Raw genomic sequence first — 12,473 nt, forward strand, 5'->3', positions numbered from 1 at the left:
GGCCTTGCCCTAGCAAACATGCCCCACAAGTGCAAACCCTCGCGACACTTTCACCACAGCCCACTCATCTGCATTTTTCATGGCCTACGGCCTGTATGTACGTCCGGTGCACAGATTGTGCACACTGTGTGACTCGCCAAAATTCACGGAATTGTTCGGTTGCAATCCCCCTTTCTCCACGCCACTTTCGAGCCAACCCAGACAAAGGACACCCCAATGACCTCTACAAAAATCGCCGTCATCGGCGGCTCCGGCATCTATGACATCGACGGGCTGGAAAACGCGCAATGGACCACCGTCGAAACCCCTTGGGGTGCCCCCTCTGACGCCATTCTCACCGGCACGCTAGACGGCATCGACATGGCCTTTCTGCCCCGCCACGGGCGCGGGCATGTGCACTCCCCCAGCACCGTTCCCTACCGTGCCAATATCGACGCGCTCAAGCGTCTGGGCTGCACCGATGTGATCTCTGTCTCTGCTTGCGGCTCGTTCCGCGAACATATGGCACCGGGCGATTTTGTTATTGTAGATCAATTCATTGACCGCACCATTGCGCGGGAAAAATCCTTCTTTGGCACCGGCTGTGTGGCCCATGTCAGCGTCGCGCACCCCACCTGCCCGCGCCTCTCTGATGCGGCCGAAGAAGCCGCCAAAGCCACCGGCATCACCGTGCACCGCGGCGGCACCTATCTGGCGATGGAAGGCCCGCAATTCTCGACATTGGCCGAAAGCAAAATGTACCGCGAAAGCTGGAACGCCGATGTGATCGGCATGACCAACATGCCCGAGGCGAAACTCGCCCGCGAAGCCGAACTGTGCTATGCCAGCATAGCCATGATCACCGATTACGACAGCTGGCACCCCGACCACGGTGAGGTCGATGTCACTGAAATCATTAAAACATTGCAAGGCAACGCCGCCAATGCCCGCAACCTCGTCGCGCGCCTGCCCGCCCTGCTTGGTGCTGACCGCGCGCCCTGCCCGCACGGCTGTGACCGCGCGCTGGAGTTTGCGATCATGACCGCCCCCGACGCCCGCGATCCCGCCGTAGTGGCAAAACTCGACGCTGTCGCAGGGCGCATGCTCTGATACGCCTCGGCTTGGCCCTCGCGCTGCTTGCAGGCAGCGCACAGGCGCAGGACTACGTGCAAAGCGAAGGCCCGCTCAGTGACACGGCCTTCTACCGCCTCGTCGCCTGCGCCGCCCCTCCGGATGGCCCCTGCGCCAAACCGTTCTATCGCTGGATCAAGCCGGAAATTACCGTTGGCATCACAACCCGTAGCCGCGCCTTTCTGGGCGGTAAATTAAAACGCGCCGAGGCCTCCGTGACCCGTGCCCTCCAATACCTTGATGACGTGGACATGGGCATCACACTCTCCCCCGCACAAACCGCCCCCGACATCGCGATCCATCTGCTCGATATACCACGCGGCACCAAAATATCAGGCACGGACACCCTGCTGGATGGTCATACAATGGCCAATGCAATCACGACCCTCGACATCAGCGGCAGCACAATATCCAAGGCTTATATCGGCTTCTCCAACACCCTGACGATCCGGCAATATGAATCCGTCATGCTCGAAGAAATAACCCAAGCCCTCGGGCTGATTACCGATATCGAAAACCCCTATTACAATAGCCGTTCGATCTTCTCCCAAAGCGCTGACAACAGCTTGAAAACACTTGGCCAACAAGACAGGATGGCCCTGACCCGCCACTATCCTCCCAGCTGAAAGCGCCCCTATGCCGATCGACCTCTGGCTCACCTTTGTCGCCGCCAGCATCGCCTTGCTGCTCATCCCCGGCCCAACCGTTCTGCTCGTGCTCAGCTACGCACTCAGCAAAGGGCGCTCGGTCGCTCTAGCCTCTGCCGCAGGCGTCGCGCTGGGAGATCTGCTGGCAATGACCGCATCGCTGCTGGGGTTAGGCGCGCTGGTACTCGCTTCGGCCGCACTTTTCACTGCGCTGAAATGGATCGGCGCAGCCTACCTAATATATCTTGGCATTAAACTGCTCCGCTCTGCCCCCGCCCCAAGCCTCGCAGCCCCCCATGCCCATGACATCACAGCACGCACAGTCTTTGCCCACACCGCCGCCGTCACCGCGCTCAACCCCAAAAGCATAGCGTTTTTCATCGCCTTTGTGCCTCAATTCATCCGCCCAGAGGTGGCCCTGCTGCCGCAATTCACCGTGCTCATCACCACCTTCGTCACCCTTGCAGCGATCAACGCACTGGCCTATGCGATAGCCGCAGACCATCTGCGCCGCATCATCGCGCGGCCTCACATTATCACATGGATCACCCGCGCCGGCGGGTCCGCCCTGATCATCATGGGCATCCTCACCGCCACCCTGCGCAGGAGCACAACATGAAATCCGTCCAAGACTATATCCGCACCATCCCCGACTTCCCCCATGAGGGCATTATGTTCCGCGATGTGACGACGCTGTTTGCCGATCCACGCGGATTTCGCATGGCCATTGACCAAATGCTGCATCCCTTCGCTGGCGTGAAAATTGACAAGGTCGTCGGCCTCGAAGCCCGCGGCTTCATCATGGGCGGAGCCATCGCGCACCAACTCAGCATCGGCTTCGTCCCGATCCGCAAAAAAGGCAAACTACCCGGCGAAACAATTAGTCAGGACTACACGCTCGAATACGGCCAAGCGACGATGGAAATCCACACCGATGCCATCCAGCCCGGTGAAAAAGTCCTCGTCGTCGATGACCTGCTCGCGACAGGCGGCACCGCCGAAGCGGGCATCAAATTGCTTCAAAAACTCGGGGCCGAAATCGTCTCAACCAGTTTCATCATCGACCTGCCCGACCTCGGCGGCCGCAAAAAACTCGAAGCCATGGGCATGGATGTGCAAATCCTATGCGCCTTCGAGGGGCTCTAACCCCTATTTTCTCTAGCTAAAAATACTCCGGGGGAATTGGCGCACGCGCCAAGGGGGCAGCGCCCCCTCCCCCCTCAACCACGCAGAACGGCCCCCGGGTTCATGATCCCCAACGGATCCAGTCCCGCCTTGATCGCCCGCATCGCGGCAAGCTTTGCCGGATCGCCATATTTCTCCATATCAGCAACCTTCAACCGGCCCACCCCGTGCTCGGCCGAAACAGATCCCCCCAGCAGATGCACCAGATCATGCACACAGGTTTTGATCGCATCACGCTGATGTTCGTAATCTGCACGGCTACGGCCCTGTGTGGGGAACACGTTATAATGCAGGTTCCCGTCGCCGACATGCCCGAAACAATTAATGCGGAATGTGCCGAGCTTGGCCAGATCTTCACCCGCCCGCGTGATGAACTCGGGGATCGCGCTCAACGGTACCGATATGTCATGGCTCGAGATAGATCCGATGCGGCGGTTTCCTTCGGGAATATTCTCGCGGATATCCCAAAACGCCTGCCCCTGCGCGCCTGATTGCGCGATCAGCCCGTCATTCACCAGCTCGGCTTCGGCCCCCTGTTCAAACAGCGTGCCAAGCGCTTCTTGCGGGTCCATATCGGCCGCCAACCCCAGCTCGATCAGCACACACCATTCCGGCGCTGTGGCAAAGGGCTGGCGCAGCTCTGGCATGGTCTCGGCCAGAAAATCAAATCCCTGACGATGCATCAGCTCGAACGCGCTGACCATCTCGCCGAACAGCTCGCGCGCCATGCCAAGTAGTTTCAGTGCCGCTTCAGGTCCCTCTACCACCATCAAGGCGGTTCCCGTCTGCGCAGGGCGCGCAAACAGCTTGAGCGCGGCAGCCGTGATGATCCCCAACGTCCCTTCAGCACCGATCAGCAGATGGCGCAGATCATAGCCGGTGTTGTTCTTGCGCAAACGCGTCAGCCCGTTCCAGATTTGACCGTCCGGCAGAACCGCCTCCAATCCAAGGCACAGATCACGCGCATTGCCATAACGCAGCACGCCCGTGCCGCCCGCATTGGTTGCCAGATTGCCGCCAATGCGCGCACTGCCTTGGGCGGCAAGCGATAAGGGGAACAGCCGGTTCACGTCCTCGGCTGCAGTTTGGACATCAGACAATATCGCCCCCGCTTCGACCACCAACACATTTTCGTCCGGGTACACCGCCCGAAGGGCTGTCATCCGCTCAAGCGAGACAATCAAAGGCGTAGGCCCGTCAGGGGCCACTTGCCCACCAACCAGCCCCGTACCACCGCCATAGGGGATCACTCCGACGCGGGCCTCTCCGGCCATGCGGATCAGGGTTGCGACCTCTTGCACATTGCGGGGTTTGGCCAGAACACCGGCTTGACCAGCATAGCGACCGCGCGGTTCTTCAAGGTAGCGCGTCGTGGCGACGTCAATCACCCCCTCGGGCAAAGCATCACGCAGGCGTTGGGCAAAAAGATCATCAGCGGGGTTCAGGGAAATACTCATACGCTTTGATCTAACGCCCCATGATTCATTGCAAGCGCAAAGGTTCAATCCGCCCGCAGATAATCCGGCCTAAGCACCATAATCACCGGCTGGGACGGCAACGCATCACGGCGCAGGTTGATCAGCGGAGCCTCGACCTGCACCACCGTGAACGCATCCGACATGCCGTCAAGGAACAGATCCAGCGTGTAGCCCGAAAACCAATGCATCGGGATCACAATGCGCGACCGCAACCGTTCCAGAACGGAAATCATTGTCGGAAGATCCAGCGTCATACCACCATCTACTGGTGCCATCACCACATCCAACCGCCCAATCGCTGCGAATTGTTCATCACTAGGCATATGGTGCAAATGCCCCAGATGCCCAATGCACAGGCCCGCAATCTCGAATACAAAGATCGAATTGCCATCCTCTTCCACTCCGCCAGCTTGTGACCGGATATCGGTGGAAACATTGCGGACCAATACCTCTCCCAGATCAAGGCGGTGTGTCACCCCCTCACCAAAGCTTTCGCCCCAGCCGCGCAGCACATGGGGAATTTCAGGATCAGGGAATGCAGTCCAATGGCTTTCATGAGCGTGGTTCATTGTGACAACGTCGGGGATCATCGGGGTGCTGCCAATAAACCCCGTAAAATCCGTCACTATATTCAGCCCCCCCGCGCTGCGGATCAGAAAACTGGCATGGCTGATGTAATGAATATCGACGGTTTCCTCGGGCACCGTGCGCAGGGAAGCACGGTGAATGTATTCCAGTCCCGGTGTGGCATCGGCCAACGCATGACAATGGCTGGGCGTGCGCGTCGACTGTGCGGCCACAGGACCCGACACCAGCAGCAAAGCGATGATCAATCGGACAAACATAGGCTCAAGACTACTACCGGTTACGCTTTTCTCAAATCACAATCTGCGCCCTCGCGCCCTTGTAGCATGGCATCGCCTCATTTTTTCGCACCGCGCGCCACCGGATTTCGTGATCGATTGTTACACTGTCAAACCGGCAATTCCGGCTTAAAACAAGTTATTTTCGGGAATTTTTTACAGTTTCCTTCACGGCTTCTCACACCCAATTCATTTGAACGGACCACTAAGCGTACCCATCTGGGATGCAGATAAGAACAAACCAACAGCCCCCGATTGGAGGACTAAAATGAAACCGATCATCGCAACCTTCGCCGCTATCATCCTTGCTGTAGGTGTGGCCCTTGCAGGCTCTGCCGCGACGGCCGGCACCACTGTTGTGCACATCAAGAACGGTGTGATCTACACCACATCAAACCACGGCAGCGGCCACGTATCGCGCAAATACAACCGTGACCACGGCCTGCACCGCAGCCACCGGTTCAATAACCGCTTTGCCCACCGCTCCCATCGCAACAACTTTTTCCGTGGGGATCGTCACCGCGGCAGAAGTTTCCATGCCAAGCGGCATTTCAAACACAGCTTCAAGCGCCACGGCAAACGCCGCCACTAACCTATCGCCTATAGTGCGACCGCCTTGCCACGGCGGTCGCCGCGCAGAGAGGCGTAAAGCACATGGGTCCGCCAACGCCCGTCGATTTGCAAATAGCTTTGCGCGACACCCTCATATTTAAAGCCGGAGCGCTCTAACAGCCCGCGTGAGGCCGCGTTTTCGGGCAGGCAGGCCGCCTCGATCCGGCTCAGATCCAGATGGGTAAAGGCGTAATGGACAACTGTCTCAATCGCTTCGCGCATATAGCCTTGGCGTGTGAATTGCGCCCCTGTCCAATAGCCCAAAGTCCCCGCCAATGCCGGACCGCGGCGGATATTGTCCAGCGTGATCGCCCCCAGCAACATTTGATCCTCACGACGCACCAGAAACAACGGCATCGCCGTGCCCCCGTTGATCGAACGGTTGGCCCAATAGACACGGTTCGAAAACGCCTTACGGCTCAGATGATCCGGCGACCATGAAGGCTCCCAAGGGGTGAGAAAATCACGGCTGGCGCTGCGCAAAGCAACCCAAGGACGAAAATCCGTCTGGAGCGGCGCACGCAACGTCATGCGCTCGGTCTCGAGTCTTAGCTTCCGCCGTCCCAGCAACATCAAGCAGCGCGCCTTACCTCAAGCTCTTCAAGCGTAGGCGCAGAATCGACCGGACCGTACAGAGCAAGCGCGGCAGGCGCGCTTGTTGCCATGCGTTCGGCAAAATCGCGCACATCGCCTGTGGTCACTGCGTCAATCTGGGCAATCGTTTCCTCCAGCGGCGGGATGCGGTCCCAGATCTGGATCAAACGGGCCAGACGCTCGGCGCGGTTGCTGGGGCTTTCCAGCCCCATCAGCAAGCCTGCTTTCATCTGCGCGCGTGCGCGGGCAACTTCGGCGGGCGACATATCCGATGCAGCGCGCTTCATCTCGTCGATGGTGATGCCTGCCAGCTCGGGCAATTGCGCGCCCGAGGTCCCCGCATAGACCGTCATCATACCGGTATCTGCATAGGCCCCTGCTTGGGCGAAGATGGTATAGCACAACCCGCGGTTTTCGCGCACTTCCTGAAACAGGCGGCTCGACATGCCGCCGCCAAGCGCAGATGCGTAGATTTGCGCGACATAGATATCATCCGCACGGTAGCCGGGGCTTTCGAACCCCAGCGCGAAATGCGCCTGTTCCAGCGCCTTGTTCTTGCGGTATTCGCCGCCAGCATAAACCGCCGATTGCGCCTGCAACAAACCCTTTGGTTTCATATCGCCAAACAGCTTTTCCGCCAGTTTGACAAGTTCATCATGATCCACAGCACCGGCCGCGCTCAGGATCATCTGCTCGGGGCCATAGTGCTGATCAATAAAGCCTGTCAGATCCTTACGGGTGAAATTCGACACACGCTCGGCAGGGCCAAGGATGGTGCGCCCGATAGGTTGATCCGGAAAGGCCTGCTCTTGCAGCCAATCGAAAATCACATCATCCGGCGTATCCAGCGCCTGTCCGATCTCTTGCAGGATCACGCCGCGTTCGACTTCGATTTCGGCATCATCCATGACCGGATTGCGCAGAATATCGGCAATCACATCCAACCCTAACGGCACGTCATTTTTCAATACACGCACGTAATAGGCCGTCACTTCGCGTGAGGTATAGGCATTGATATAGCCGCCAACATCCTCGATCGCCTCGGCGATTTGCAGCGCGCTGCGGGTTTTCGTACCCTTGAACGCCATATGTTCGAGAAAATGCGCAATCCCGTTCTGCGCAGATGCTTCATGGCGGCCACCGGCCCCTACCCATACGCCAATACTGGCCGAAGCAAGCCCGGGCATATGTTCGGATACGATACGAAAGCCATTTGACAGGCGCGTGGTTTGAAGGGTCACTGAGAGATCAGTCCTTTTATGTGGGTCTTGAGGGCCTCAAGGTCGTTTGGCACGCGGGTCAAACGCTCGGGACGGTCAAACAGGTCAGCCATACGCGGCGGCAATGGCGGGCGGATGCCCGATGCCTTTTCAACCGCGTCGGGAAATTTGGCGGGATGTGCTGTGGCAAGGGTGATCATCGGCGTCGCCGGGTCACGCTGTTCATTGGCGACCTTCACCCCCACAGCAGAATGCGGGCACAGCAATTCGGCGCTTTGCGCCAGCGTATCGGTGATGGTCGCAAAGGTTTCTTCTTCGGACGCGCGGCCCGAGCTGTAGTTTTCGGACAAAGCCTGCGCCGCCCCTTGGCTCACGTCGAAACCGCCCTGCCCCAGCTCGGTCATCAGCTGCGCCACGGCATTGCCATCGCGGCCATAGGCATCAAACAATGCCCTCTCGAAGTTCGAGCTGACCTGAATATCCATGGATGGGCTGATCGACGGATGCACGGCATCTTTGTGATAGCCCTGCCCCGACAAACAGCGGTGCAGGATATCGTTCTGGTTCGTGGCAACCACCAGCTGGTCAATCGGCAGCCCCATACGTTTGGCGATATAGCCCGCAAAAATATCACCAAAGTTGCCGGTGGGCACGGTAAAGCTCACTTTGCGATCGGGAGCGCCAAGGCTTGCGGCGGCGGTAAAGTAATACACCACCTGCGCCAACACGCGGCCCCAGTTGATCGAATTCACACCAGCCAGCTTTACGCCATCGCGGAATTCGAAATCGTTGAACATATCTTTGAGGCGCGCTTGGCAATCGTCGAAATCACCATCGACGGCCAGCGCATGCACGTTGCTTTCAACCGGCGTGGTCATCTGGCGGCGCTGCACATCGGACACGCGGCCATGCGGATAGAGGATCACGACATCTACATTTTCGAGCCCGCGGAAAGCTTCGATCGCGGCAGAACCGGTATCGCCCGAGGTCGCGCCCACAATGGTCACACGCTCCCCCTTGCGGCCCAAGGCCAGCTGGAACATCTGCCCAATCAACTGCATGGCGAAATCTTTGAACGCCAGCGTGGGGCCGTGGAACAGCTCCAGCAGGAAATGGTTCGGAGCCAGCTCTTTGAGCGGTGCGCGGCTGGTGTGGCCGAAATTCGCATAGGCTTTGGCAATCAGATCGCGGAACTCCGCGTCGGTGAATGTATCCCCGATAAAGGGGCGCATCACGGTATAGGCGACCTCTTCATAGGATTGGCCTGCCATCGCTTTGATCTGTGCGGCGTCCAGCTGCGGGATCGTTTCGGGCACATAAAGACCACCATCGCGGGCAAGGCCGGTCAGCATCGCCTCTTCGAATGTCAGGATCGGCGCAGCGCCACGGGTCGAGATATATCGCATGGATCAAAGGTTCCGTTTTGACGCGCGGCGGACGCGCAAGATAAAGGCCAGGCTCATCGCAATCCAGATCGCCGCGAGGGAGAACCATGTAATTGCGTATTGCAGGTGGTCGTTTGGAATCGCGCTGGTGTCAACCGGCAGGGGGGATATTGGTGCGTCATTGAAGGAAGTGTGACTGGCTACGACCAGAACCGGCTCGGTATCAAGCGCCTCGGCCATATCGGCAACTTCGCGGGCGAACCAGATATTGTTGGCAGTATCAGGTTCGGGCGTAAACCCGTCGGTTTCCTGAGGCCATTGGAGATTGCCGCGCACGGTGACCGATCCCACATGTGCGGGAATCTCTGTCTGGGCCACGGGCGTAAACCCGCGATCCAGCAACACACGCCGCCCGCCCATATCAAAGGGCGAAATAATTCGGTAGCCTGCCCCGATTTCCTTTTGGCTCACCAGTACACGCAGGTAATCGGGGGCAATCACGCCGCGGATCTCGACCGGTAGATAGGTATCTGCGTCAGGGTCGAGCACATCGGGCAGCGGAATGGGGCTTGCCTCGATGCGGGCATCAATATCGGCGATCACGTCAAGCTTCCATTCAAGCCGCTGCATCTGCCAAAAGCCCAGCCACAGCAGAATGGCCGCTCCACCGGCACCGATCACGATCAGAAACAAACTGCGGCGCATGAAGCCCCTCGCTTACCCGTTGCAATGAAAAACGCGCAGAGCTTTCGCCCCGCGCGTCTGTTTATCTCAGCCTGCTACAGGTGCAAGGCTTGGCGGTTAGTTTCCGGGAATCCCGAAGATATAGACCGCAAAGAAGAGGAACAGCCAAACCACATCGACAAAGTGCCAATACCATGCTGCCGCTTCGAAACCGACGTGGTTTTCACTGTCAAAATGACCTGCACGGGCACGGAACCAGCACACCAGCAGGAAGATCGTGCCGATCACCACGTGGAAGCCGTGGAAGCCTGTGGCCATAAAGAAGTTCGAGAAGAACTCATCGCCGCCGAATTCCCAACCTTCATGCAGCAGGTGAGCGTATTCATAGGCCTGAAGACAGGTGAACAGCGCACCCAGAACAACGGCGATGATCAGTCCGCTTTTGAGGTCCGCACGGTTGTTGCCATGCACCAGCGCGTGGTGCGCCCATGTTACCGCACAGCCCGACAGCAGCAGGATCAGCGTGTTGATCAGCGGCAGGTGGAAGGCGTCAACCTGGTAGATTTGCGGCGGAATATACGTTGACCCGGCATATTCGTTCATCGGGTACATGGCGTGTTTGAAAAAACTCCAGAACCATGCCGCAAAGAACATCACCTCGGACATGATGAACAGGATAAAACCATACCGCAGACCGATCTGAACCACTTTGGTGTGGTCACCGATATTGCTTTCCTCGACGACCTCGGACCACCACGCAAAGCTGCAATAAAGCGTCCCGACCAGCCCGATCAGGAAGACAAACATTGTCACGTCATGCATCCACAGAACGCCACCCGTCAGCATCACAAATGCAAACAGGGAGCTCAGCAAGGGCCAGATAGAGGGGTTAAGGATGTGGTAGTCGTGGTTCTTTGCATGGGCCATTATGGGCGTCCCTTTTGGTATTAGTTCAAGTCTGTTATCTGATCCGTCTCGAGGGCGGCGTAGCCTTCGGGCAGATCAATTTCGTAGAATGTATAGGAGAGCGTGATGGTATGTATATACTGACCTTCACGATCATCGACGATTTCAGGGTCAACATAGAAGCTCACCGGCATTTGCACCCGCTCGCCGGGGGCAAGAACCTGTTCTTCAAAGCAGAAACAGTCGATTTTCTGGAAAAAACCACCAGCCTGATAGGGCGTCACATTGTAGGATGCCTGCCCCGCGATCGGGAACTGGGTGGGGTTGTAGGCCTCATAAAAGGCCAAAGCGGTTTCACCGATCTTAACTTCCATCTCGCGCACGACTGGTTTGAACTCCCAACCCATGTCGTTGTTGATCGAGCCGTCAAATCGAATCTTGATCGTTTGCTCCAGCACTTCGTCCGCAGCGACGGTAGACACCCCCGGCACCCCACCAAAGCCGGTGACACGGCAGAACCAGTCATAAAACGGCACCGAAGCCCATGCGAGCCCCCCCATCAACACAACCAGACCAACCGTTTGCGTAACTGTCTTTTGGGGACCTGTAAGCGCCATCAGTTCGATCCTCCGCTGGAAGGGATTTGCACCCCTACGCCGGCACCTTGCGAAGCAGGGACCTGAAACTGGGGTGAGGTGATTTTGGTGAAAGTCAGCAGCATCACCAGCAGCACAAAGGCCCCCAGCATCAGCCCGATACCGATGTTCAGCCCTCTGCGACGGCTGTGGATTTCATGTTCAGGACGCAGGGCCATCAGAAGCCTCCCATGCCAAGCGGATGCAGCCCGGCCTCAATCAGGATCGCTACGAAATGCGCGAACAAATACCAAAGCGACAGGCGAAAAAACTTCCGCTCAACTGCGAAATTATCGGCCTCGGACGTATCTTCGTCCCGTTGCCAGATGTCATAGGCGCCTTTCAGAAACAGCGCGTTGAGCACCAGCGCAGTGGTCAGGTACACCCAACCGCCAATCGCGGTGAAGGCCGTTGCAACAGCGATAACCGCTAAAAGAACTGTATAGCCGAGGATATGATTACGGGTGGCGCGGCGACCATGGGTTACGGTCAGCATCGGCACTTTGGCCTCGTCATAGTCATTGCGCATAAACAGCGCCAGCGCCCAGAAATGCGGCGGCGTCCAGATAAAGATCAATGCAAACATCAGCCAAGGCTCCAACGCAAAAGAGCCTGTTGCGATGGTCCAACCGATCACCGGTGGAAACGCCCCTGCGGCACCGCCGATTACGATGTTCTGCGGCGTCGAGCGTTTGAGCCACATGGTATAGGGCACCACGTAGAAGAAAATAGTGAAGGCCAGCATCAGACCGGCCAGCAAATTCGCACTAAGCGACAGCATCATCACCGACAGGCCCGACAGGGCCACGCCCAGATACATCGCCGCCTGCGCCGTGACTTTCCCAGCAGGGATCGGCCGGTTCACCGTGCGCTTCATCACCGCATCGATATCCGCATCCCACCACATATTCAGCGCCCCCGAGGCCCCGGCCCCAATGGCCAGAAACAGGATCGAGGCAAAGCCGATGATCGGGTTTACCGCGACGGGTGCAGCCAACATGCCAACCACGGCGGTGAACACAACCAATTGCATCACGCGCGGCTTGAGCAGCGCGTAATAATCGCCCAGTTGGGGCTCACCTTCAAAAGTTTGGGTCGTGGTCACGTCAGTCATTCAGGCTATTCCGTGGCTATGCGTGTAAATCGTTAATCTG

At 58.0% G+C, this 12,473-nt stretch carries 15 protein-coding genes; 5 read left to right on the forward strand and 10 right to left on the reverse strand.

Annotated features, from left to right (window positions below; all coding sequences use genetic code 11):
- Nucleotides 1-216 precede the first annotated feature (216 nt).
- Genes ABJM03_RS11720 through ABJM03_RS11735 form a run of 4 tightly spaced genes read left to right on the forward strand, consistent with a single transcriptional unit; the run spans nt 217 to nt 2,903 of the window.
- Nucleotides 217-1,089, forward strand: coding sequence for an S-methyl-5'-thioadenosine phosphorylase (locus ABJM03_RS11720; RefSeq protein ID WP_348417699.1), 873 nt, complete (start codon nt 217-219; stop codon nt 1,087-1,089).
- Between the two features lie 11 nt (nt 1,090-1,100).
- Nucleotides 1,101-1,736: a hypothetical protein gene (locus ABJM03_RS11725; RefSeq protein ID WP_348417701.1), complete on the forward strand. Its 636-nt coding sequence runs from the start codon at nt 1,101-1,103 to the stop codon at nt 1,734-1,736.
- 10 nt (nt 1,737-1,746) lie between these two features.
- Entirely contained in the window at nt 1,747-2,376 is a 630-nt protein-coding gene (locus ABJM03_RS11730; RefSeq protein WP_348417702.1) for a LysE family translocator, read from the forward strand.
- A complete protein-coding gene (locus ABJM03_RS11735) occupies nt 2,373-2,903 on the forward strand; it encodes an adenine phosphoribosyltransferase (protein ID WP_348417704.1) in 531 nt (176 codons plus the stop codon). The genes ABJM03_RS11730 and ABJM03_RS11735 overlap by 4 nt, the downstream gene beginning before the upstream one ends.
- A 74-nt stretch (nt 2,904-2,977) precedes the next feature.
- On the opposite strand, the gene ABJM03_RS11740 is transcribed toward ABJM03_RS11735, so the two are convergent.
- Nucleotides 2,978-4,393, reverse strand: a complete 1,416-nt coding sequence (locus ABJM03_RS11740; RefSeq protein WP_348417837.1) for an FAD-binding oxidoreductase — start codon at nt 4,391-4,393, stop codon at nt 2,978-2,980.
- A 50-nt stretch (nt 4,394-4,443) separates the two neighbouring features.
- A complete protein-coding gene (locus tag ABJM03_RS11745; RefSeq protein WP_348417706.1) occupies nt 4,444-5,265 on the reverse strand; it encodes an MBL fold metallo-hydrolase in 822 nt (273 codons plus the stop codon).
- 286 nt (nt 5,266-5,551) lie between these two features.
- Here ABJM03_RS11745 and ABJM03_RS11750 point away from each other — a divergent pair, with 286 nt between their 5' ends.
- On the forward strand, nt 5,552-5,875 hold the full coding sequence (locus ABJM03_RS11750; protein ID WP_348417707.1) for a hypothetical protein: 324 nt from the start codon (nt 5,552-5,554) through the stop codon (nt 5,873-5,875).
- Nucleotides 5,876-5,883: 8 nt separating this feature from the next.
- On the opposite strand, the gene ABJM03_RS11755 is transcribed toward ABJM03_RS11750, so the two are convergent.
- The 8 genes from ABJM03_RS11755 to cyoE all read right to left on the reverse strand — a co-directional run bounded on the left by ABJM03_RS11755 (nt 5,884) and on the right by cyoE (nt 12,433).
- Nucleotides 5,884-6,468 (reverse strand): GNAT family protein, encoded by a 585-nt coding sequence (locus tag ABJM03_RS11755; protein ID WP_348417709.1) that lies wholly within the window; start codon nt 6,466-6,468, stop codon nt 5,884-5,886.
- Complete coding sequence (locus tag ABJM03_RS11760) at nt 6,468-7,730, reverse strand: pitrilysin family protein (RefSeq protein WP_348417711.1); 1,263 nt, start codon at nt 7,728-7,730, stop codon at nt 6,468-6,470. Before ABJM03_RS11760 ends, ABJM03_RS11755 begins: the two co-directional genes overlap by 1 nt.
- Nucleotides 7,727-9,115 (reverse strand): threonine synthase, encoded by a 1,389-nt coding sequence (thrC, locus tag ABJM03_RS11765; RefSeq protein ID WP_348417713.1) that lies wholly within the window; start codon nt 9,113-9,115, stop codon nt 7,727-7,729. Before thrC ends, ABJM03_RS11760 begins: the two co-directional genes overlap by 4 nt.
- Before the next feature lie 3 nt (nt 9,116-9,118).
- On the reverse strand, nt 9,119-9,799 hold the full coding sequence (locus ABJM03_RS11770) for an SURF1 family protein (RefSeq protein ID WP_348417715.1): 681 nt from the start codon (nt 9,797-9,799) through the stop codon (nt 9,119-9,121).
- 96 nt (nt 9,800-9,895) lie between these two features.
- Complete coding sequence (locus tag ABJM03_RS11775) at nt 9,896-10,705, reverse strand: cytochrome c oxidase subunit 3 (RefSeq protein WP_348417717.1); 810 nt, start codon at nt 10,703-10,705, stop codon at nt 9,896-9,898.
- 20 nt (nt 10,706-10,725) lie between these two features.
- The gene (locus ABJM03_RS11780; protein ID WP_348417719.1) at nt 10,726-11,301 is read right to left on the reverse strand and encodes a cytochrome c oxidase assembly protein; all 576 of its coding nucleotides are present in this window, start codon (nt 11,299-11,301) and stop codon (nt 10,726-10,728) included.
- The gene (locus ABJM03_RS11785) at nt 11,301-11,498 is read right to left on the reverse strand and encodes a cytochrome C oxidase assembly protein (RefSeq protein WP_348417720.1); all 198 of its coding nucleotides are present in this window, start codon (nt 11,496-11,498) and stop codon (nt 11,301-11,303) included. Before ABJM03_RS11785 ends, ABJM03_RS11780 begins: the two co-directional genes overlap by 1 nt.
- Nucleotides 11,498-12,433 (reverse strand): heme o synthase, encoded by a 936-nt coding sequence (gene cyoE, locus ABJM03_RS11790; RefSeq protein ID WP_348417722.1) that lies wholly within the window; start codon nt 12,431-12,433, stop codon nt 11,498-11,500. The genes ABJM03_RS11785 and cyoE overlap by 1 nt, the downstream gene beginning before the upstream one ends.
- Nucleotides 12,434-12,473 lie beyond the last annotated feature (40 nt).

It is taken from the genome of Sulfitobacter sp., from assembly GCF_039977885.1.
GTDB lineage: Bacteria > Pseudomonadota > Alphaproteobacteria > Rhodobacterales > Rhodobacteraceae > Sulfitobacter.